This window comes from Terrirhizobium terrae (assembly GCF_030323265.1).
GTDB lineage: Bacteria > Pseudomonadota > Alphaproteobacteria > Rhizobiales > Rhizobiaceae > Neorhizobium.
Genome location: NZ_CP104992.1, coordinates 3,359,210 through 3,379,401 on the forward strand (window position 1 = coordinate 3,359,210; position 20,192 = coordinate 3,379,401).

Genomic DNA, 20,192 nt, shown 5'->3' on the forward strand with positions numbered 1-20,192 from the left:
GTTGATCTCCTTCCCATCGGGCAATGTGACATGAGTGTATCGAAGGCAATGGTTCTGGGCGCCAGCGGCGCGCAACTGACACCGGACGAAATTTCGCTTTATCGCGACGAAAGGCCCTGGGGCTTCATTCTGTTCGCCCGCAACTGCGTCGAGCTGCCCCAGATCACAGAGCTCGTCGCGTCCATGCGCGATGCTGTCGGTCGGCCGGACGCACCTGTCTTTATCGACCAGGAAGGCGGCAGGGTGCAGCGCATCCGTCCGCCGATGATCGAGCGCTACCCATCGGCTGCTGCCCTTGGCGAACTGTACCGTCAGGACGAGGAGAAGGGGCTGCGGGCCGCCTGGCTGATGTCGCGGCTCCATGCTTTCGATCTGCTGAAGCTTGGCGTGACGGTGGATTGCCTGCCGGTGCTCGACGTCCCGATCGAAGGTGCGAGCAATGTCATTGGCGACCGCGCCTATGGCTTCGATCCGAAGATAGTCTCTGCCATGGGCAAGGCGGCGGCAGAAGGCCTGAAGGCAGGCGGCATGCTGCCTGTCATGAAGCATATGCCGGGCCACGGTCGCGGCATGGCCGATTCCCATCACGAGCTGCCGGTGGTGAGCGCATCGCGTGCCGAGCTGGAAGCCCACGACTTCCTGCCCTTCGTGACGATGAAGGACGAGCTGATGGCGATGAGCGCCCATATCGTCTTCACCGCCTATGACGAGCGTGATCCGGCGACGATTTCTCCTGTCGTCATCGAGGAAGTCATTCGCGGCCATATCGGCTTCGACGGCCTGCTGATCTCCGACGACAGCTCAATGAACGCGCTGAAGGGCACGATCGGCGAGCGTGCCGCGCAGAATCATGGGGGAGGCTGCGATATTGTCTTGCATTGCAACGGCCTCATGGACGAAATGAAGGCAGTGGTAAAGAAGTGGTGGCGCTGTCCGGCAGGAGCCTGAAGCGCGCCGAGGCGGTCGAAGGCGGCTTCCGAAAGCCCGACGATGCGAACGAGGAAGCGCTGCGCGCCGAGTTGCATCAGATGGTGGCGGTCGCCTGACAGACAAAAGGGGAAAACAGGAGTGGCGGTGAATTCGGGGCAGGGCGCCATTCCGATGGACAAGCTCTGGCAGGACGTGAGCGAGCGTTCTGCCGACGATCCGTCACTTGTCATCGACGTCGCCGGCTTTGAAGGCCCTCTCGACCTGCTTCTCCATCTCGCCCGCAGCCAGAAAGTCGATCTGTCGCGGATTTCCGTGCTGGCGCTTGCCGAGCAATATCTGCAATTCGTGGAAAGCGCGCGGCGCGTGCGCATCGAACTGGCGGCCGATTATCTCGTCATGGCCGCCTGGCTCGCCTACCTGAAATCCCGGCTGCTCATTCCACAGCAGGTCAAGGGCGATGACGGGCCGACCGGTGAGGAGATGGCAGCCACGCTTGCCTTCCGTCTGCGTCGCCTTGAGGCGATGCGCGAGGCGGCGAGCCAGCTCGTCAATCGCAACCGGCTTGGCCGGGATATCTTTGCCCGCGGAGCGCCGGAACATATCCCGCATCGTGTCCAGTCTGCCTATGACGCGAGCCTTTACGATCTCCTTTCAGCCTATGCCAACCTGAGGCAGCGGACGGCAATTACCCAGGTGACCATCGAAAAGCGCAAGGTCTGGTCGCTGGTCGATGCGCGCGAACTCCTGACCCGGATGCTTGGCGAGATCGCCGACTGGACGGCGTTACAGACTTATCTTCTGCCCTATCTGCCGCCGGAAGACCGGGTGACAGCGACCGCGAGCGCCTTTGCCGCCTCGCTGGAACTGGTGCGTGAAGGCAAGCTGGAAATCCGTCAGGACGGCGTCTTCGAGCCGATCTATTTGCGCGCCGGCTCCGGCCGCGTGCCTTACGAGGCGTCTCAGCCCGGAGCCGGCGAATGACCTCCGTTGTCGACGAGGCTGACATGGTCGGTCCGGATGATCATGATATTGAGGGGCAGGAGAGGAGGTCTTCTCCGATCTCGAGGCCGAGCGCATTGCAGAAGCTCTGATCTTTGCCTCCGCCGAGCCGGTGCCTGAAAGCTTTCTGGCCGATCGGTTACCGAAGGGTACCGATATCGGCGCGCTCATGAACCGGCTCTCCGAGCAGTATGCGACGAGAGGCGTCAACCTGATCCGCACGGCTGATCGCTGGGCGTTCCGCACGGCCGCCGATCTCTCCTTCGTCATCCGCAAGGATGACAACGAGGTCCGCAAGCTTTCGCGCGCAGCGCTCGAAGTGCTGGCGATCATTGCCTACCACCAGCCGGTCACGCGCGCCGAGATCGAAGAGATCTGCGGCGTCCAGACCTCCAAGGGTACGCTCGACGTGCTGATGGAGGCGGGCTGGGTGCGCTTCCGCGGCAGGCGGCGTTCGCCGGGCCGTCCGGTGACGCTTGGCACCACCACTGATTTCCTCGACCATTTCGGCCTTGAGGAACTACGTGATCTTCCGGGGCTCGAGGAATTGAAGGGGGCCGGTCTGCTGAGCGGGAGAATTCCGCCGGGCCTGCATATACCCATGCCCGGCATCGCGGACGACCTTTCGGACGAAGAGGATCCGATCACCCAGCTCGATCTGGAGGAACTCGGACTTCTCAGCCCGAGTGGCGGCGACGAAAGTTAGATATGCCGCCGAAACGGGCAGCAACTGACCGCCAGAAAGCCCGGTGGCGCAAATATTGTCTCACTGCCTCTAACGACGGCGTGATTACTACTGCATCATGCGATTTTGGTGTTTGAAAAAGCCCGGCAAAGAGCTTACATCGGGTACGAAATACGAATTGGAGTTGGACTAATGGGTTCTTTCAGTGTGTGGCATTGGCTGATCGTTCTGGTCATCGTGCTCGTCTTGTTCGGGCGTGGCAAGATTCCGGAATTGATGGGCGACGTCGCTAAGGGCATCAAGAGCTTCAAGAAGGGCATGTCCGACGACGACGCACAGGAAACGAACACGGCTGGCACGGGCAAGACCGTTGACCACAAGCCTGATGAGGTCAAGGAAACTACCCGCTCTTAACGGGCGGCTGAAGGTTTCAGGAGCCTCCTCGCATGCTTGATATCGGCTGGACCGAACTGCTCGTCATTGCGGTCGTACTCATCGTCGTGGTCGGTCCGAAGGACCTTCCGCCGATGTTGCGTGCGTTTGGCAAGATGACGTCGAATTTCCGCAAGATGGCGGGTGATTTCCGCGCCCAGTTTGATGAAGCGTTGCGTGAATCGGAGATGGATGACGTCCGCAAGACGATCTCCGATGCACAGAAGCTCAATCCGACCAACGCCCTGCGGGATGCGATGAACCCGCTCAGGCAGATGGGGCAGGATATCAAGGCCGACCTGCAGAAGGCGACGCAGATCCCTAATCCTCTGCAGAACAACGCATCCGAGCTGAGCGAGACCGATGTGGAGGCGCAGCAGGCGATCGAGGGTGCCGAACCCGTTTCGACTGCGCCTGAGGTTCCAGCCAGTGTCGAGCCGACTGCCAAGCCGGCCGCGCCTGTTACTCCAGTCGCCGCTGCTCCAATAGCGGCAGTGACGACCGAGGCGAAGTCGGCGGCAACTGCTTCGGCAGCGACGGCGGCATCCTCGGAAGCTGCATCGGCAACGCCTGCCAAGGCACGGAAATCGCCAGCTACCAAGACTGCTGCTGCCAAGGCGCCCGCCACAAAGGCTAAATCAGCCGCTGCAAAGCCGGCTGAGGTGGTTGCGGATGCCTCCGCCAAGCCGAAGCGTAGCAAGGCAGTGTCCAAGGCATCTGCCGAGACCGCCGCGATTGCTGCCGAAACACCGGCAACCAAGGCGCCTGCACGCAAGCGCGCCGTGAAAAAGACTGATACTGCGAAGGACGAAGCATGAGCGGGGACTACGAGGACAAGCCGCAGCCGCTCATCGAACACCTGATGGAGCTGCGCACCCGCCTGATCTGGTCGATCGGTGCCTTTTTCGTCGCCTTCGTCGTCTGCTTCTTCTTCGCCAAGCAGCTCTTCAACCTGCTGGTCATTCCCTATAAGTGGGCAGTTGTCTGGGCCGGGCTGGATATCGCCAAGTCCGAGCTGATCTACACGGCGCCGCAGGAATTCTTCTTCACCCAGGTGAAGGTTGCCATGTTCGGCGCGCTCGTCATCGCATTCCCGGTGATAGCCTCGCAGATCTACAAGTTCGTCGCGCCCGGCCTTTACAAGAACGAGCGCTCGGCCTTCCTGCCGTTCCTGATCGCCTCGCCGATCCTGTTCCTGCTGGGCGGCGCCCTGGTCTATTTCTTCTTCACGCCGATGGTGATGTGGTTCTTCCTCGCCATGCAGCAGGCCCCGACCGAAGGCGAGGTGGGAATTTCCCTCCTGCCGCGCGTTTCGGAATATCTGAGCCTGATCATGACGCTGGTTCTGTCCTTCGGTCTCGTGTTCCAGCTTCCGGTCGTCACCACGCTTCTCGCACGCGTCGGCATCCTGAGCAGCGATTGGCTCAAGGAAAAGCGGAAATATGCGATCGTCATCGCGTTTATCGCGGCCGCGATCCTGACGCCGCCGGATCCGATGTCCCAGATCGGCCTTGCTATACCCACCATCCTTCTCTACGAGATTTCCATCTACGCCGCGCGACTCGTCGAGCGTAAACGGAACGAGGAAACTCAGGCTGCTGAGGCCTCTTCCGACGTCGTCGAGACCGAGAAGGCTTGAGGTTTCCCTTGGCCTGATGCGCGTGGCGACACGCGTTTAAGGCTAGGGACCGATGCTCGATATCAAGTGGATCCGTGAGAACGAACAGGCTTTCGATGAAGCGCTGAAGAAGCGCGGCGTCGAGCCGATGGCGGCTGAACTGGTGGCGATGGATGAACGCCGTCGCAGCGTGATCCAGAAACTCCAGGACATGCAGTCCCGCCGCAACGCCGCCTCCAAGGAGATCGGCGCTGCCATGGGTCAGAAGAACCTCGAACTGGCCGAAAAGCTGAAGGCCGAGGTTGCCGAGATCAAGGACACAATGCCTGCCGCCGAGCAGGAAGAGCGCGAGGCCGTCGCCGCACTGGACGATGCCCTGTCACGCATCCCCAACATCCCGCTGGACGATGTTCCCGTTGGCCAGGACGAGATCGGGCAATGTCGTGAAGCGCGTCGTCGGCGAAAAGCCGCGCTGGAACCATCCGGCCAAGGAGCATTTCGATATCGGCGAAGCCCTCGGCTACATGGATTTCGAACGCGCCACCAAGCTTTCCGGCTCGCGCTTCACCGTACTCACCAGCCAGCTTGCCCGTCTCGAACGTGCGCTCGGCCAGTTCATGCTCGACATGCACACGATGGAGCACGGCTATACGGAAGTCTCGTCGCCGCTGATGGTCAAGGCCGAGGCGATGTTCGGGACCGGCCAGTTGCCGAAGTTCGAGGAAGACCTGTTCAAGACGACGGATGGCCGTTACCTGATCCCGACCGCGGAAGTGACGCTGACCAACCTCGTTTCGGCCGAAACGCTGGAGCAGGAAAAGCTGCCGCTGCGCTTCACCGCGCTGACGCCCTCCTTCCGTTCGGAAGCCGGTTCGGCCGGTCGCGATACGCGCGGCATGCTGCGCCAGCATCAGTTCTGGAAATGCGAACTCGTATCGATCACCGACGCCGAAAGCTCGATCGCTGAGCACGAGCGCATGACCGAATGCGCCGAGAATGTCCTGAAGCGTCTAGGCCTGCATTTCCGCACCATGACGCTCTGCACCGGTGACATGGGCTTCGGCGCCCGCAAGACCTATGACATCGAAGTTTGGCTGCCGGGTCAGGATGCCTATCGCGAAATCTCGTCCTGCTCGGTCTGCGGCGATTTCCAGGGGCGCCGTATGAACGCTCGTTACCGCGTCAAGGACGAAAAGGCGCTGCGTTTCGTCCATACGCTCAACGGCTCGGGTACGGCTGTCGGCCGCTGCCTGATCGCGGTTCTGGAAAATTACCTGAACGAAGACGGTTCTGTCACAATTCCCGATGCCCTTCTGCCCTACATGGGCGGCCTGACGAAAATCGAAAAGGCTTGAAGGATTTCAGGAATGCGCATTCTGCTCACCAATGACGACGGCATCCACGCGGAAGGTCTGGCGGTACTCGAAAGGGTCGCCCGCCAGCTTTCCGATGATGTCTGGATCGTTGCCCCGGAAACCGACCAGAGCGGACTTGCCCATTCGCTGAGCCTGTCGGAGCCTCTGCGGCTCAGAAAGATCGACGAGAAGCGCTACGCTTTGCGCGGCACGCCGACCGATTGCGTCATCATGGCGGTCAACGAGATCATGGGCGGCAAGCCGGACCTGATCCTGTCGGGTATCAACGACGGCGCCAACATGGCCGACGACATCACCTATTCGGGTACAGTCGCCGGTGCGATCGAAGGCGCGCTCCAGGGCGTGCGCTCGATCGCGGTCAGCCAGGCAGCCCGCAAGGACAACGGCCGCTTCACGCCTTGGGAGGTTGCCGAGCAATATACCGTGGACCTGTTGAAGAAGCTGATGGTTGTCGATCTTCCTGCCGGGACGTTCCTCAACGTCAACTTCCCGCATTGCGAACCCGGCGAGGTTCAGGGCGTCGAGGTTACCCATCAGGGCAAGCTCGACGAAGGCCTGATCACCGAAGCACGCGAGGACGGCCGCGGGCGTCCGTATTACTGGCTGAAGTTTTCTGCGCGTGGCGGCGATTTCCCGGCCGGGACGGATATTCAGGCACTCAAGCAGAACAAGATTTCCGTGACGCCGCTGAAGCTGGACCTGACCGATTATTCGGTACAGGATCGGCTTGCTTCTGCGCTCGCTTAAGGGAGTGACCGGTTGAAATCGGCAATGGTTGAGAAGGAAGGCTTTGCTGCCCTCGTGCTGAGGCTGCGGGGCGAAGGCATTTCCGATCTCGACCTGCTGACGGCGGTCGAGCAGACGCCGCGCTCGCAGTTCGTCCCGGCTCCGCTCGCCCAAGAAGCCTATTCCAGTCGCACTATCCCGATCGACTGCGGCGCCTTCATGGAGGGTGCCGATCTTGCGGTCCGGCTCTTGCATCGCTTGCAGGTGAAGCCGGGGCATCGCGTGCTTGAAATCGGCACCGGTAGCGGCTTCACGGCCGCTGTCATGGGCCGCATCGCCGAGCGGATCATGACGGTGGAACGCTATCGCACGCTGGTGACCGGAGCGCAGGAACGAATGGAAGCGCTCGGCCTTCGCAACGTCGTCGTGCGTCAAGCCGACGGCAGCAACGGCATGCCGGGCGAGGGCACTTTCGACCGCATTCTGGTCACTGCTGCTTTTACGACGCTTCCTCGCTTCTATGCCGAACAACTGACCCATGGCGGGTCGATGATCGCGCCGCTGATGCAGGAAGATGATACATGTCTGATGGTGCGCCTGACCAAGACGGGCAGCCGTTTCGAACGCGAGGATCTCTTTACCGTGCCTTACCTGCCGCTGGTTCCCCAGATCGCGGCCGCTCTCTGACCATCTGTCCCGACATGGTTAGCGATTTGACAAAAAACTAGCTTTGATGATCGCGCTTTAACCGACCAGTAAGACTAACGCGCTTTAATGACTCTCATGATGGTTGCGTCATGAGTAGGTCGAGTCAATGCGTCTAGAGAGTTCATCCAAGTTCGGTACATCCGTTGTAAAGTTCGCAGCGGCCGCCTTGCTGGCCAGTGCCGCGACAGGCTGCAGCTCGGACGCGTCCCGGTTCTCCGGTCTGTTCGATAACACTGATAATATCACCACCGCATCGATCCCGCAGCGCCAGGGTGGCGGTGCTTATGGTCAGGCACCCGTGCCGCGCGGTGATGTAGCGTCTGCACAGCAGTTGCCGCCGCAATACGGCTCCAACAACGTTGCCAGCGCGCAAGCTTATCCGGCATCCGGCGGCTACCAGTCTCCGGCACGCGCTGCATCTGCCCCGATGGGCGTGCAGCGTTCGGAACTCGCTGCTCCAGGCGCTCCGCAGCAGGATCCACAGACCCGCCAGCAGGCGATGGCGCAGCCTTTCCCGTCGCAACAGTCGAATGGTCGCGCCATCGTGCCGCCGTCAGCCAGCAATGCCGACAACCTGACGACCGGCACGATCAAGCCTATGTCCGGCTGGTCCACGACCAATGCACCGCGCGTTACCATGAAGCCGGGCGAAACCGCAAAGACGCTCGCCAACCGTTACGGCGTTCCTGAAAAGGAAATTCTCCGCGCCAACGGCGGCTCGCTTGCTGCCGGCCAGACGGTCGTCATCCCGACCTTCGGTCCGGCTCGCAACTCGGCCAAGACGGCTTCGGGCGATATCGACCTGCAGAACCGCGCTCCGGCTCCGTCGAGCCAGTCCGAGCAGAAGGTGGCGGTCCTGCCGTCGGCCCGTGACAAGTCGCTTGCTGAACCTGCCAAGATCACGCCTCCCGGCGGCAAGCCGCTCGACGGCTCTTATACGGTCAAGAGCGGTGACACGCTGACCAAGATTGCGCGTGCCACCGGCACCTCCATTGATGAACTGAAGGCGATGAACGGTCTGAAGGACGGCAACGTCCGCATCGGCCAGACGCTGAAAGTCGCAAACGGCGTCGATACGCCGGACCCGGTCAAGACCGCATCCGTGCCGCAGAAGCCGGTGGAACAGCCGAAGGCTGCGCCGCAGCCGGTCGTCGCCAAGGCCGAACCGGCGCCTTCCGCAACGCCCGCCAAGGCCGCACCGACGGAGACCGCTTCGCTCGGCGACGTCGAGAAGAAGTCCGACATGACGTCCAAGGCACCGCAGTCCACCGGCATCGACAAATATCGCTGGCCGGTCAGCGGCGCGGTGATCGCCGGCTACGGCGCCAACGTCAACGGCAGCCGCAACGATGGTATCGATATCTCGGTTCCGGAAGGCACGCCGATCAAGGCTGCCGAAAACGGCGTCGTCATCTATGCCGGCAACGGCCTGAAGCAGCTCGGCAACACGGTCCTCGTCCGTCACGACGACGGCAAGGTCACCGTCTACGGCCATGCCGGTTCGATCAATGTGTCCCGCGGCCAGAAGGTCACGCGTGGCCAGACGCTCGCAGCGTCGGGCATGAGCGGCGACGCCCAGCGCCCGCAGGTCCATTTCGAGGTTCGCAAGGATGCGACCCCGGTCAACCCCATCAGTTTCCTTGAATAATGTAGTGCGTTTCAAGGACGGACGAAAAAGCCCGGCAATGCCGGGCTTTTTTGCGTCTGGTGTCTTTGTGGAACGATCTAGTTCCGGGTGAGCGGCTTGCGCATCCGGCCGGCGAGATCCTGGATATATTGCCAGGCGACGCGGCCCGAACGTCCGCCGCGCGTCGTCGCCCATTCGAGCGCCTCGTGATGCAGCACTTCCTGGTCGAGCCCGAGATCGAAATGGGCGGCATAACCGTCGATCATCGCCAAATAGTCGTCCTGGCTGCATTTGTGGAAGCCGAGCCACAGGCCGAAACGATCCGACAGCGAAACCTTTTCCTCGACCGCTTCCGACGGATTGATCGCCGTCGATTGCTCGTTTTCCATCATGTTGCGCGGCAGGAGGTGCCGGCGGTTGGATGTCGCGTAGAAGAGCACATTATCCGGCCGGCCTTCGATACCGCCGTCAAGCGCCGCCTTCAGCGACTTGTAGGCGGTATCGTCATGATCGAAGGACAGGTCGTCACAGAAGACAATGATCAACTGGCCGGATTGCTTGAGGATATCGAGAAGGTTCGGCAGGGAGGCGATATCCTCGCGGTGGACTTCAACCAGTTTCAGCGAAATGCCGGTCGATGCCCGCACGTCCTCGTGCACGGATTTGACCAGTGACGACTTGCCCATGCCGCGGGCGCCCCAGAGAAGCACGTTGTTTGCCGGATAGCCTTCGGCAAAGCGCAGCGTGTTTTCGTGCAGGATATCGCGGACGTGATCGACGCCGCGGATCAGCGTCAGCGCGATGCGGTTCGGCTTCGGTACCGGCTGCAGGCGCTGATTGGCGGGAACCCAGACGAAACAGTCGGCTGCGTTCCAGTCGTTGACGGCGGGAGCCGGGCCGGCGAGGCGTTCGACTGCGTTTGCCAACCGCCTTACTTCAGCAAGGATCTGCGCGTTGATGTCGTCGCTCATGGTGCTCCTCATGCCGTTCCGGCTTCATTTCACCTCGCGGTAACACGCTCGTCATTGCATAGAAAGGCGCGGAGCCGTGGATTTGGTACGGGAAACTGCCGCTTTGTGTTGCAAATCAAACGGGCACATCTATATTCCGGCGACTTGAAAAACGGGGGCGGGGAGTCTCCGATCGTCTTAGGAGTTCTCTATGTTCATTACCAACGCATTCGCCCAGGCGACCGGAGCAGCCCCGGCGGGTTCCGCAACGGATTCCATCCTCCAGATGGTGATGCTGTTCGCGCCCCTGATGGTGGTGTGGTACTTCTTCCTCATTCGCCCGCAGCGCGCCCAGGCCAAGAAGCGCCAGGAAACGCTGAGCAACATCCGCCGCGGCGACCAGGTCGTTCTCGGTGGTGGCATCACCGGCAAGGTGAGCAAGGTCATCGACGACAACGAGCTGGAAGTCGAAATCGCCGAAGGCGTCAAGATCCGCGCCCAGCGCGCCTATATCGCCGAAGTGAAGGTGAAGGGCGAGCCGGTCAAGACCGAAACGGCTGCCAAGTAACAAGCCGAGAAGTCGGCTAATGAAAGCCCGGAACGCCGCGCTTCACGCAAGGCTGATCCGGGCCTAGTCATTCAGAGAAAGCATGCGCGACATGGCAAAAGGCATCGAAATTCGCGAAGCCCATTTTCCCGGTCGCGCACCGATCGACGCCTATGGCAATGGCGGCTTCCGCTTTGCCGACATGTCGCATCGCGGTTCCATTCTATGCCTGCCCTCCGGCATCCATGGCTGGGATATCGAAGAGGGCCAGCCGCTGACGGTCTCAGCCTTCGAGCGTGTTCTGGCCGAGGCCGCCGGTATTGAGGTAGTCCTCGTCGGCACCGGCGCCAATCTCAAGCCTTTGCCGGCCGAATTGAAGGCCGCCCTCAAGGCAAAGGGTATTTCCTCCGACCCGATGAGTACGGGCGCTGCGGTGCGCACATTCAACATCATGCTGGCAGAGTCACGCGCAGTGGCTGCCGCCCTCATCGCGGTCTGACATGACAGACATCGTGTCCGATAACGGCGCGCTCTGCCTTGCAACGCTTCGGGATACGGATCGCGACCGCTATCTCGCCTGCCTCATGTCTCCCGAAGACAAGCGCGGCGCGCTGGCTGCACTCTACGCTTTCAATGCCGAGATCGCCCGTGTCCGCGATGTCGTCCGCGATCCGCTTCCGGGCGAGATTCGGCTGCAATGGTGGCGTGATCTTCTCGAAGGCACAGCAGACGGCGATACGGGCGGCAACCCGATCGCTGCAGGACTTATCGAGGCAGTCGAGCGATATCGCCTGCCGCGTCAGACACTGGTTGCGATGACCGAAGCGCGGATCTTCGACCTATACGACGATCCTCTCCCGGATCGGAACGCACTCGAAGGCTATGCCGGCGAGACCGCGTCTGCGCTCATTCAGCTCGCGAGCCTCATCCTGTCTCATGACGATGCGGCCCAATCAGCAGAAGCTGCCGGTCACGCGGGCGTTGCCCAGGCGATCGCCGGCATTCTCCTCCTCCTGCCGATCCATAGGCACAGAAACCAGCTCTTCGTCCCCCTCGACATCCTGTCGGCCACGGGGCTCGATCGCGACGGCTTTCTGGCAGGCCAAGACAAGGCCCGCATCGGCGCGGCGATCGAAGCGCTGGCGGGGCTCGGCCTCGAACATCTTGAAAAGGCGCGCCGCGCCGGGCCTGTCTCCGCCTCGGTGTTTCCGGCTTTCCTGCCCGCGACGCTGGCCAGGCCGGTGCTTTTGCGCGCCCGCAAGCTCGGTGCGCGTGTGCTTGACGAAAGCCTGCAGCCGCCCCAATGGCGGCGCCAGCTTCGTATGGTCAAGGCGGCATTTCTTCGCAGGCTCTAGCACATAACACTCGCGCAAGCCTCGCGCTTTAGGCAAGATGCAACCCGAAAACCGGCTGCATTGAAGGAGAAGCGGTTTGAGTCCTTTCGTCGTATGGACAACGATCGTTGGATTGATCCTCCTGCTGATCTACTACATCGGCCGGGTATTGCGGACGAGCGAAAAGGAAGGCAATCACGACGTCGGCTTCGCCATCGTCGAATTTGGCCGTGCCTTTCCGGAGGAGGCCATCCGCAGCCTGCATGCGACGAAGGACGGCAACAGCATCTTCGTGCGTCTTCATGACAGCAAGGCCGGCATCATGCGCAACCGGCGCAATCACTTCGCCTGCCATGTCATCCATCCAGGCCGTGTTCGCGTCACGCCGTTGATCGACGTGAAGGGGTTTTCGGCGGAATTTCTCGATGCGCCGACACAGAACGGCGAATTTTTCTTCAGAACGGAGCAGGAAGCGGCGGAGGTATCCCTCTGGCTGCTCGACAACTATGTCAGCGTTGAAGATCGCACCCTCGACGGAGAAACCGCCGAGGATGCGGAAGCGCCTAAGCCTGGGCCAACCAGCTAGCACAATCGCGAAGCGCACGTGCGGACAGGAGCTGCCGTTTCATGATCGTCTTATCCTTGCCACGGAAGCGCTTGACGCCTTCCGGCTTGACGATCGAGCCCGGTTCAAGCTCCGGGAATAGGCCGAAATTGACGTTCATCGGCTGGAAGGACCGTTTACCGGGTTCCTCGTCATGGATGAGGTGGCCGCCGGTAATGTGGCCGAGCAGTGATCCGAATGCCGTGGTCGGCGGCGGCGGTACGATGGCATCGCCCTTGCGCTCGGCAGCGGCGAACCGGCCGGCGAGAAGCCCGATCGCCGAGCTTTCCACATAGCCCTCGCAGCCGGTGATCTGGCCCGCGAAACGCAGGCCCGGGCGGCTCTTCAGCGTCAACGACCTGTCGAGCAGGATCGGCGACTGGATGTAAGTGTTGCGATGCAGGCCGCCCAGCCGAGCGAATTCGGCATTCTGCAGGCCGGGGATCATGCGGAAGATCTCCGCCTGGGCGCCGTATTTCAACTTCGTTTGGAAGCCCACCATGTTGTAGAGCGTGCCGAGCGCATTGTCCTGGCGCAGCTGCACGACGGCATAGGCCTTCACGGTCGGGTTATGAGAATTGGTGAGACCCATCGGCTTCATCGGCCCATGGCGCAGCGTCTCGCGGCCGCGTTCCGCCATGACCTCGATCGGCAGGCAGCCGTCGAAATAGGGCGTGCCTTCCCATTCCTTGAAGCCGACCGTGTCGCCCGCGATCAGCGCGTCGACGAATGTGTTGTACTGCTGCTCGTCGAGCGGGCAGTTGATATAGTCCTTGCCGTTTCCGCCTGGGCCGACCTTGTCGTAGCGCGACTGATACCAGCAGATATCCATGTCGATCGAGATCGCGATGCACGATCGGCGCGATCGCGTCGAAGAAGGCGAGCTGGTCTTCACCTGTCTCTGCCTGGATGGAGGTGGCGAGCGACGGCGAGGTGAGGGGCCGGTCGCGACGATCGCCAGATCCCACTCCTTCGGCGGCAGGCCCTGGATCTCTTCGCGCAAGACGGTGATCAGCGGATGTTTTTCGATTGCCTCTGTGACCGCATCGGAAAATCCGTCACGGTCGACAGCAAGCGCACCGCCGGCCGGAACCTGGTTCTTGTCTGCGCAGGCCATGATCAGCGATCCGGCAAGCCGCATCTCGGCGTGGATGACGCCGACAGCATTGGCCGTCGCATCGTCGGAGCGGAAGGAGTTGGAACAGACGAGTTCGGCAAGGCCGTCCGTCTTGTGGGCATCGGTGCCGCGAACGCCGCGCATCTCGTGGAGAACGACCGGTATGCCGGCCTGGGCGATCTGCCAGGCAGCCTCGGAACCGGCGAGCCCGCCGCCGACGACGTGGATGGGGGAATAGGATTTCTCTGTCATGGGGCGGCTCATTATCACGGGCCGCGACGGACAGGAATCAAAAAGCGCGGCCGACTACCAGTCTGCCGGAATCAGAAAGGCACCTGAGAAGGTGCCTTTGATCATCCTTGGGCATTTCGGTCGCTAGACCGTCATTCGTCCGGCAGATATCTGCCGCCAACCGCCAGATATTAGCGGAAGGAACGCGAAGCGATGTTGCGAATGTCGTAGCGGGTCAGACCGATGTCCGAGAGTGCCTGGTTCGAAAGATTGCCAAGCTCGTTCATCGTGCGGCGGTAGCTGATCCAGTTCTTTGCGATGCGGATCGGATTCATGGTGGTTTCCTCAAGATCATCTTTGTCCCGGTGCTCGTTTCGGCCCCGGCGATGACGTTCTTATACATCCGCATAATAAGAACTTGCAGTGCAAAAAATGTGCGACTGATATGCATTTGTGCAGATGGTCGCCGATTTTGAGTGCAATGCTTTAAAAAGAAGCATCAGCGCCATTTCGGCTTAAATGATTGAGCATAAACGAAAAACGCCTCCCGAAGGAGGCGCTTTCGAACGACATTAATGTCGAAATGTCTTAGAAGCCGACTGCCGTACGTGCAACGCGGCGGATGTCAGCGCGGCCGATGCCGAGATCGGAAAGTTCGCGGTCGGTCATGCGGCCGAGTTCGGTTACGGTTTCGCGGTACTTGCGCCAGTTGTTGAACTTGTTTGCGATGTTCATCTTCGTGTCCCTTTTGAGCCCTGAGAGTGCAGTTCTTCGCCCCTCGTCATCTGCTAATCGGTTTAAATGCTTTCCCGCCTAAAAAACAGCGCCGGTTCGGTATGCCACCTATGCGCTGTGTGCATTGCAGCGAAAGCGGGGTTAAATCGATTGATGAGAAGCCGTCTGGGCCGGAAAAGACAACGCCCACCGGGGGAGGAGATCCGGTGGGCGTCATATGAGCGACTGGCGATTGGGAGGAGGAGTACCGCCAGTCTCCACGGGCACACGCTGGGAGGAGGAGTGCGTGACCCGAATTATGTTGAACTTGAGCCGTGAGGCGCCGATGGCTGATTTGCTTCGTCGCGTCTGCTTGTTCGTTGATCAATTTACTACAGAATATTAGGGGGCTTGTGCACTGCAAACCTCGAATGGATGTCATGCGACTAGCGCATGGCTTCGCATGGGGTCCCGAACAACTGCTCCGTCTTCAGGCGGGTATGGGGTATTGGCCTATTTCAGCCCGCCGGGAATGCTGTGCCGCACCGTTTACTGCAAGGCATAGAGTTCCATTGGAAGACTGTCATTTTTCCTTTGCGCCCATGAAAACGGGTGATATAGAGACGCGCGCTCCGGAAGGCCTCAGGCGACGAGGATTTTCGACGCGGTTGAGGCGCGGGTATGGTGAAATTGGTAGACACGCCAGATTTAGGTTCTGGTGCCGCAAGGCGTGGGAGTTCAAGTCTCTCTACCCGCACCAGCACCGCCAGGGTGCGGTCCTCAGCCGAAAGCGGCAGTTGACAGGCGCCATTGATACCGCGGCTGGTCTCTTAGAAGTTCCGGCGATGTGCTCACTGAAACAACGGCTGTAGCTGCCGGTTCTGGGCACCGCCGCCACGATATGAAGGTTTGAAAATGCAGGTTACCGAAACGCTCGCTGAAGGGCTGAAGCGCGAAATCAAGGTCGTAATCCCGAAGCAGGACATGGAGGCCGAGCTCAACGTTCGCCTCGCCGACGCCAAGGATAAGGTCCGTATCAACGGCTTCCGCCCCGGCAAGGTGCCGCTCTCGCACCTGAAGAAGACCTACGGCAAGTCGATCATGGCCGACCTCGTCAACGAAATCGTTCGCGAGCGCCCGACCAAGATCCTTTCCGAGCGCGGCGAAAAGTCGGCGACCCAGCCGTCGATCTCGATGACTGAGGACGAAGCTGAAGCCGAAAAGATCCTGTCCGCTCAGGCCGACTTCGAGTTCACGCTCTCCTATGAGGTCATCCCGCCGATCGAGCTGAAGTCGAACGACAAGATCGCGGTCACTCGCGAAGTCGTCGAAATCGCCGACGAAGAAGTCAACGAGCAGATCCTCAAAATCGCTGAAAGCGCTCGTACCTACGAAACCAAGAAGGGCAAGGCCGCCAACGGCGACCGCGTCACCATGAACTATCTCGGCAAGGTCGACGGCGTAGCCTTCGATGGCGGCGCTGCCGAAGATGCCGAACTCGTTCTCGGTTCCGGCCAGTTCATCCCAGGCTTCGAAGACCAGCTGGTCGGCGTCAAGGCCGGCGACGAGAAGGTCATCACGGTCACCTTCCCGGAACAGTATCCGGCTGCAAACCTTGCAGGCAAGGAAGCCACCTTCGACATCACCGTCAAGGAAGTGGCTGCCGCCGCTGACGTCGAGATCAACGACGAACTCGCCTCCAAGCTCGGCATCGAATCCGTCGATCGCCTGAAGGAGATCGTTCGCGGTCAGATCGAAGGCCAGTACGGCAACATCACCCGCCAGAAGGTCAAGCGTCAGATCCTCGACCAGCTCGACGAGATGTACCAGTTCGACACCCCGCAGGGTCTGGTCGACGCCGAGTTCGACAACATCTGGCGCCAGATCAACACCGATCTGCAGCAGTCGGGCAAGACCTTCGAAGACGAGGACACGACCGAGGAAGAAGCCCGCGCGGAATACCGCAAGCTGGCTGAACGCCGCGTTCGTCTCGGCCTGGTTCTGTCCGAAATCGGCGAAAAGGCCGGCGTCGAAGTAACCGAGGAAGAACTGCAGCGCGCGCTCTATGCTCAGCTTCAGCAGTTCCCTGGCCAGCAGAAGGAAATCCTCGACTTCTTCCGCAATACGCCTGGCGCTTCCAACTCGCTGCGCGCCCCGATCTTCGAAGAGAAGGTCATCGACAAGCTTCTCTCCGAAGTGAAGGTCACCGACAAGACGGTCACCAAGGAAGAGCTGACGGCCGAGGACGAAGACGAAGCCTCCGAAAAGCCGGCCAAGAAGAAGGCCGCTCCGAAGAAGGCTGCCAAGGCTGAAGCCGCTGAAGGCGAAGAAGCTGCTGCCCCGAAGAAGAAGGCTGCTCCGAAGAAGAAGGCCGCTGAAGACAGCGCCGAATAATCTTCGCAGACATTGAATGACGAAAGGCCGGGTCGGAAACGACCCGGCTTTTTCGTTATGTGGTGGCTTGAAGAAAGCCTCGTGGTCCGAATTAATATGACTGATAGTCACGATTCCGGGGGCGTCATGGAATTGGTGCATAACGAGCGGACGAAATATCTCGCTGCGGCGCTGGACCGCGCATCGACAGCGTGTCTGGCTGTTGGAGCGATTGGCCAATCCGCGTCTCTGGTCTCATCTGAACTTGGCTGGATAGTCCTAGCGGCTGTTGCCAGTTGGATTGCTGCGTCTTTGATATTACATTGGGCGGGTCGGATCGTACTCGGAGGTCTCAGGCCATGACATCCGCATATTTCTTCTTCTGGTATGTCTTGCCGTGGCTCGTCGGAGCTATCGGCTTGGTCGTTGCGGTCTATTCTCGTTATATCGAGAAAAAGACACGTCCCAACCGTCATCCCGGCGAGTAGATCGTTTTCCCTCCGAAACCCCGCGACATTCCCGCCATGTCATGACATAAGGCAGGCCGAATTCTCCCACGAAGACCGGCAGCCATGATCCGCATCGAAAATATCAGCAAGTCGAACAGCCACCGCATTCTTTATATTGAAGCCTCCGCGGCCCTTAACAAAGGCGAGAAGATTGGTCTCGTTGGCCCCAACGGCGCGGGAAAGACGACGCTGTTCCGGATGATCACCGGCGGCGAAGTGCCAGACGAGGGCCAGGTTTCGGTCGAGAAGCATGTCACCATCGGCTATTTCAATCAGGATGTCGGCGAGATGTCCGGCGTCAGCGCCGTCACCGAGGTGATGGATGGGGCGGGGCCGGTCAGCACGGTTGCCGCCGAACTGCGCGAGCTGGAAGCCGCCATGGTCGATCCTGACCGCATGGACGAGATGGACGCCATTATCGAGCGTTACGGCGAAGTGCAGGCCCGCTATGAGGAACTCGATGGCTACGGCCTTGAGAGCCGTGCCCGTGAAGTTCTGGCTGGCCTCTCTTTCAGCCAAGAGATGATGGATGGCGATGTCGGCAAGCTGTCGGGCGGCTGGAAGATGCGCGTGGCGCTCGCCCGCATTCTTTTGATGCGCCCCGACGTGATGTTGCTCGACGAACCCTCCAACCATCTGGATCTCGAAAGCCTGATCTGGCTGGAGCAATTCCTCAAGGGCTATGACGGCGCGCTGCTGATGACGTCGCATGACCGCGAGTTCATGAACCGCATCGTCAACAAGATCATCGAGATCGATGCCGGATCGCTCAATTCCTATGCCGGTGACTACGGCTTCTACGAACAGCAGCGGGCACAGAACGAAAAGCAGCAGCAGGCACAGTTCGAGCGTCAGCAGGCGATGCTGGCCAAGGAAATCAAGTTCATCGAGCGCTTCAAGGCGCGGGCCAGCCATGCGGCCCAGGTGCAGAGCCGGGTGAAGAAACTCGACAAGATCGAACGCGTCGAGCCGCCGAAGCGCCGGCAGTCGGTTGCATTCGAATTCCAGGCGCCGCCGCGTTCGGGCGAGGATGTCGCAAGCCTCAAGGGTATCCACAAGGCCTATGGCAGCAAGGTCATCTACGAGGGGCTGGACTTCTCCATCCGCCGCAAGGAGCGCTGGTGTATCATGGGCGTCAATGGCGCCGGCAAGTCGACGCTGTTGAAGCTGATTGCGGGTTCTGCGGCGCCGGATCAGGGATCGGTTGCTGTCGGAGCGAGCGTTAAGATGGGCTATTTCGCCCAGCACGCCATGGATGTGCTCGATGGTGAGCAGACGGTGTTCGAATGGCTCGAATCGGAATTTCCGCGCGCCGGGCAGGGTGCTCTGAGGACGCTTGCCGGCTGCTTCGGTTTCTCCGGTGACGACGTCGAGAAGAAGTGCCGCGTACTTTCCGGCGGCGAGAAAGCCCGCCTCGTCATGGCGGCGATGCTGTTCGACCCGCCGAACTTCCTCGTTCTCGACGAGCCGACCAACCACCTCGACCTCGACACTAAGGAAATGCTGATCAAGGCATTGTCGGAATACGAAGGCACGATGCTCTTCGTCAGCCACGACCGACACTTCCTCTCGGAACTCTCCAACCGCGTGCTGGAAGTCTCGGCGGATGGTGTGCATCGCTATGATGGCGGTTATCGCGAATATGTCGAGCGCACTGGTTATGAGGCACCGGGGTTGGTGGCCTGATCTACTCGAGCATTTCCGCTAGCGCTCGATGCAGCGGTGCGTCCGAGATTTGGATCAGCCCGCTGAAGGGCGAATCCATGTCGAGGACGAGATAGATCGAGAAGGCCATCAGAAGCGCGGCGACGTTGAAGGCGACAAGGACGACGGCATTTTTCGGTGCGCGATAACCAAAGCTTGCGAAGATCATCGCAAGCCATGCGATCAGCATCCCGATAATCGCCGTCGGGATCGCACCGGACTGCTGCTCGACGATCATCCAGCGGTGCTCTACGATCTGCCGGTATTGCTGCCGCAGATCGCTGAGTTGCGCTGTTTCATCCGCAGTGGCGCTCTGTACCTCGTTCAGCATGGTCCCGACAGCACTAAGGCGTTCTTCCGCATCCGTGCGCCTGTGTTGGAGTGTGTCGTCTGCGCGGCTGGGGTCCGTCAGGGCATGTTCGACATAAGTCACAAGAGCACTTCGCACCTCGCCGGTGTCAGACCCGTAGAATTCGAGCGAACGATCGAACAGGATGAGCTGCGTGGCATAGGTGTGCACGTTCGAGTCGATCGTCTCGAATGTATTTTTCGACGAGTTGAGCATCAGGCCGAAGACGAGAGAGGTCATAACGACGAAAATGTTGGCGACAAGGCGGACAATGGTGTTCGTTTCGTCGTCCCGATGGGAGGCGCGCAGGCGGGGATAGAGGCTGGCGGACGCGAAGGAAACAGCGCTGAGAAGCGCAAACGCAATCATGCCGATGACGATTTCCGCGTTCATGATTGGCAATCCCTGATCAGCAGCAATGCCAGTGCTTTTGCGTAGCTGAGACCTGACAGCTCCGCAAGCCGTATCGCAAGTCTCGGTTTCTCCGGGCAGAAAATGCCTTGATCGATCCAATCTCGCCCCTAGCTAGACCCCTCGGAGGCCTTGGGAGGAAAACAGGGCGATGTCAGAATATGATATTTCATACGTCGATTTTGCCGGGATTTGCCGGAATAGCGATTTCATGCTTAGCACTGATAGGCTGCACGATCCCGTCGGAT

General features: G+C 60.4%; 19 protein-coding genes, 1 tRNA gene and 3 pseudogenes. 18 read left to right on the forward strand and 5 right to left on the reverse strand.

Features of this window, described 5'->3' with window-relative positions; genetic code table 11:
• The first annotated feature begins 30 nt into the window (after positions 1-30).
• The 10 genes and pseudogenes from nagZ (at position 31) to N7E02_RS24560 (ending at position 9,122) form a co-directional block, all read left to right on the forward strand.
• Positions 31-1,046: pseudogene (gene nagZ / locus N7E02_RS24515) on the forward strand (beta-N-acetylhexosaminidase).
• Between the two features lie 55 nt (positions 1,047-1,101).
• Positions 1,102-1,911, forward strand: coding sequence for a segregation and condensation protein A (locus N7E02_RS24520; protein ID WP_286584020.1), 810 nt, complete (start codon positions 1,102-1,104; stop codon positions 1,909-1,911).
• 58 nt (positions 1,912-1,969) lie between these two features.
• A pseudogene (scpB, locus tag N7E02_RS24525) lies at positions 1,970-2,635 on the forward strand (SMC-Scp complex subunit ScpB); the annotation flags it as partial.
• Positions 2,636-2,806: 171 nt separating this feature from the next.
• Positions 2,807-3,028, forward strand: coding sequence for a twin-arginine translocase TatA/TatE family subunit (locus tag N7E02_RS24530; protein ID WP_286580217.1), 222 nt, complete (start codon positions 2,807-2,809; stop codon positions 3,026-3,028).
• A 32-nt stretch (positions 3,029-3,060) separates the two neighbouring features.
• Complete coding sequence (tatB, locus tag N7E02_RS24535; protein ID WP_286580219.1) at positions 3,061-3,864, forward strand: Sec-independent protein translocase protein TatB; 804 nt, start codon at positions 3,061-3,063, stop codon at positions 3,862-3,864.
• Positions 3,861-4,685 (forward strand): twin-arginine translocase subunit TatC, encoded by an 825-nt coding sequence (tatC, locus tag N7E02_RS24540; RefSeq protein WP_286580220.1) that lies wholly within the window; start codon positions 3,861-3,863, stop codon positions 4,683-4,685. The genes tatB and tatC overlap by 4 nt, the downstream gene beginning before the upstream one ends.
• 52 nt (positions 4,686-4,737) lie before the next feature.
• Positions 4,738-6,019, forward strand: a pseudogene (gene serS, locus N7E02_RS24545) (serine--tRNA ligase).
• Between the two features lie 12 nt (positions 6,020-6,031).
• A complete protein-coding gene (surE, locus tag N7E02_RS24550; RefSeq protein ID WP_286580221.1) occupies positions 6,032-6,787 on the forward strand; it encodes a 5'/3'-nucleotidase SurE in 756 nt (251 codons plus the stop codon).
• 24 nt (positions 6,788-6,811) lie between these two features.
• Entirely contained in the window at positions 6,812-7,453 is a 642-nt protein-coding gene (locus N7E02_RS24555; RefSeq protein ID WP_374730659.1) for a protein-L-isoaspartate(D-aspartate) O-methyltransferase, read from the forward strand.
• A gap of 127 nt (positions 7,454-7,580) precedes the next feature.
• Entirely contained in the window at positions 7,581-9,122 is a 1,542-nt protein-coding gene (locus tag N7E02_RS24560) for a peptidoglycan DD-metalloendopeptidase family protein (RefSeq protein ID WP_286580224.1), read from the forward strand.
• Positions 9,123-9,199: 77 nt separating this feature from the next.
• On the opposite strand, the gene N7E02_RS24565 is transcribed toward N7E02_RS24560, so the two are convergent.
• Entirely contained in the window at positions 9,200-10,072 is an 873-nt protein-coding gene (locus tag N7E02_RS24565) for an ATP-binding protein (RefSeq protein WP_286580227.1), read from the reverse strand.
• A 190-nt stretch (positions 10,073-10,262) separates the two neighbouring features.
• Here N7E02_RS24565 and yajC point away from each other — a divergent pair, with 190 nt between their 5' ends.
• The 4 genes from yajC (at position 10,263) to N7E02_RS24585 (ending at position 12,518) form a co-directional block, all read left to right on the forward strand.
• Positions 10,263-10,619 (forward strand): preprotein translocase subunit YajC, encoded by a 357-nt coding sequence (gene yajC / locus N7E02_RS24570; protein WP_286580230.1) that lies wholly within the window; start codon positions 10,263-10,265, stop codon positions 10,617-10,619.
• Positions 10,620-10,710: 91 nt separating this feature from the next.
• Positions 10,711-11,097, forward strand: a complete 387-nt coding sequence (locus tag N7E02_RS24575; protein WP_286580232.1) for an Mth938-like domain-containing protein — start codon at positions 10,711-10,713, stop codon at positions 11,095-11,097.
• Position 11,098: 1 nt separating this feature from the next.
• The gene (locus N7E02_RS24580; RefSeq protein WP_286580234.1) at positions 11,099-11,953 is read left to right on the forward strand and encodes a phytoene/squalene synthase family protein; all 855 of its coding nucleotides are present in this window, start codon (positions 11,099-11,101) and stop codon (positions 11,951-11,953) included.
• 76 nt (positions 11,954-12,029) lie between these two features.
• Positions 12,030-12,518: a hypothetical protein gene (locus tag N7E02_RS24585; RefSeq protein ID WP_286580236.1), complete on the forward strand. Its 489-nt coding sequence runs from the start codon at positions 12,030-12,032 to the stop codon at positions 12,516-12,518.
• On the opposite strand, the gene trmFO is transcribed toward N7E02_RS24585, so the two are convergent.
• From trmFO to N7E02_RS24600, 3 genes are all read right to left on the reverse strand, one after another.
• The gene (trmFO, locus tag N7E02_RS24590; protein ID WP_286580238.1) at positions 12,496-13,905 is read right to left on the reverse strand and encodes a methylenetetrahydrofolate--tRNA-(uracil(54)-C(5))-methyltransferase (FADH(2)-oxidizing) TrmFO; all 1,410 of its coding nucleotides are present in this window, start codon (positions 13,903-13,905) and stop codon (positions 12,496-12,498) included. The two genes, N7E02_RS24585 and trmFO, sit on opposite strands and share 23 nt — an antisense overlap.
• A 170-nt stretch (positions 13,906-14,075) precedes the next feature.
• The gene (locus tag N7E02_RS24595) at positions 14,076-14,219 is read right to left on the reverse strand and encodes a DUF1127 domain-containing protein (RefSeq protein WP_093000600.1); all 144 of its coding nucleotides are present in this window, start codon (positions 14,217-14,219) and stop codon (positions 14,076-14,078) included.
• 253 nt (positions 14,220-14,472) lie between these two features.
• On the reverse strand, positions 14,473-14,619 hold the full coding sequence (locus N7E02_RS24600; protein ID WP_286580240.1) for a DUF1127 domain-containing protein: 147 nt from the start codon (positions 14,617-14,619) through the stop codon (positions 14,473-14,475).
• A gap of 654 nt (positions 14,620-15,273) precedes the next feature.
• Here N7E02_RS24600 and N7E02_RS24605 point away from each other — a divergent pair.
• The 4 genes from N7E02_RS24605 to N7E02_RS24620 all read left to right on the forward strand — a co-directional run bounded on the left by N7E02_RS24605 (position 15,274) and on the right by N7E02_RS24620 (position 19,166).
• A tRNA-Leu gene (locus N7E02_RS24605) sits at positions 15,274-15,358 on the forward strand.
• A 155-nt stretch (positions 15,359-15,513) separates the two neighbouring features.
• A complete protein-coding gene (gene tig / locus N7E02_RS24610; RefSeq protein WP_286580243.1) occupies positions 15,514-16,992 on the forward strand; it encodes a trigger factor in 1,479 nt (492 codons plus the stop codon).
• 338 nt (positions 16,993-17,330) lie between these two features.
• A complete protein-coding gene (locus tag N7E02_RS24615; protein WP_286580245.1) occupies positions 17,331-17,459 on the forward strand; it encodes a hypothetical protein in 129 nt (42 codons plus the stop codon).
• 84 nt (positions 17,460-17,543) lie between these two features.
• A complete protein-coding gene (locus tag N7E02_RS24620) occupies positions 17,544-19,166 on the forward strand; it encodes an ABC-F family ATP-binding cassette domain-containing protein (RefSeq protein WP_286580247.1) in 1,623 nt (540 codons plus the stop codon).
• Between the two features lies 1 nt (position 19,167).
• On the opposite strand, the gene N7E02_RS24625 is transcribed toward N7E02_RS24620, so the two are convergent.
• Positions 19,168-19,926 (reverse strand): bestrophin-like domain, encoded by a 759-nt coding sequence (locus N7E02_RS24625; RefSeq protein WP_286580249.1) that lies wholly within the window; start codon positions 19,924-19,926, stop codon positions 19,168-19,170.
• Positions 19,927-20,192: the final 266 nt, after the last annotated feature.

Excerpts from the sequence above, each read along its gene's own strand:
- N7E02_RS24520 (WP_286584020.1), top strand. The coding sequence starts at position 1,102 with ATGGACAAGCTCTGGCAGGACGTGAGCGAGCGTTCTGCCGACGATCCG.
- N7E02_RS24530 (WP_286580217.1), top strand. The coding sequence starts at position 2,807 with ATGGGTTCTTTCAGTGTGTGGCATTGGCTGATCGTTCTGGTCATCGTG.
- tatB (WP_286580219.1), top strand. The coding sequence starts at position 3,061 with ATGCTTGATATCGGCTGGACCGAACTGCTCGTCATTGCGGTCGTACTC.
- tatC (WP_286580220.1), top strand. The coding sequence starts at position 3,861 with ATGAGCGGGGACTACGAGGACAAGCCGCAGCCGCTCATCGAACACCTG.
- surE (WP_286580221.1), top strand. The coding sequence starts at position 6,032 with ATGCGCATTCTGCTCACCAATGACGACGGCATCCACGCGGAAGGTCTG.
- N7E02_RS24555 (WP_374730659.1), top strand. The coding sequence starts at position 6,812 with ATGGTTGAGAAGGAAGGCTTTGCTGCCCTCGTGCTGAGGCTGCGGGGC.
- N7E02_RS24560 (WP_286580224.1), top strand. The coding sequence starts at position 7,581 with ATGCGTCTAGAGAGTTCATCCAAGTTCGGTACATCCGTTGTAAAGTTC.
- N7E02_RS24565 (WP_286580227.1), bottom strand. The coding sequence starts at position 10,072 with ATGAGCGACGACATCAACGCGCAGATCCTTGCTGAAGTAAGGCGGTTG.
- yajC (WP_286580230.1), top strand. The coding sequence starts at position 10,263 with ATGTTCATTACCAACGCATTCGCCCAGGCGACCGGAGCAGCCCCGGCG.
- N7E02_RS24575 (WP_286580232.1), top strand. The coding sequence starts at position 10,711 with ATGGCAAAAGGCATCGAAATTCGCGAAGCCCATTTTCCCGGTCGCGCA.
- N7E02_RS24580 (WP_286580234.1), top strand. The coding sequence starts at position 11,099 with ATGACAGACATCGTGTCCGATAACGGCGCGCTCTGCCTTGCAACGCTT.
- trmFO (WP_286580238.1), bottom strand. The coding sequence starts at position 13,905 with ATGACAGAGAAATCCTATTCCCCCATCCACGTCGTCGGCGGCGGGCTC.
- N7E02_RS24595 (WP_093000600.1), bottom strand. The coding sequence starts at position 14,219 with ATGAATCCGATCCGCATCGCAAAGAACTGGATCAGCTACCGCCGCACG.
- N7E02_RS24600 (WP_286580240.1), bottom strand. The coding sequence starts at position 14,619 with ATGAACATCGCAAACAAGTTCAACAACTGGCGCAAGTACCGCGAAACC.
- tig (WP_286580243.1), top strand. The coding sequence starts at position 15,514 with ATGCAGGTTACCGAAACGCTCGCTGAAGGGCTGAAGCGCGAAATCAAG.
- N7E02_RS24615 (WP_286580245.1), top strand. The coding sequence starts at position 17,331 with ATGACATCCGCATATTTCTTCTTCTGGTATGTCTTGCCGTGGCTCGTC.
- N7E02_RS24620 (WP_286580247.1), top strand. The coding sequence starts at position 17,544 with ATGATCCGCATCGAAAATATCAGCAAGTCGAACAGCCACCGCATTCTT.
- N7E02_RS24625 (WP_286580249.1), bottom strand. The coding sequence starts at position 19,926 with ATGAACGCGGAAATCGTCATCGGCATGATTGCGTTTGCGCTTCTCAGC.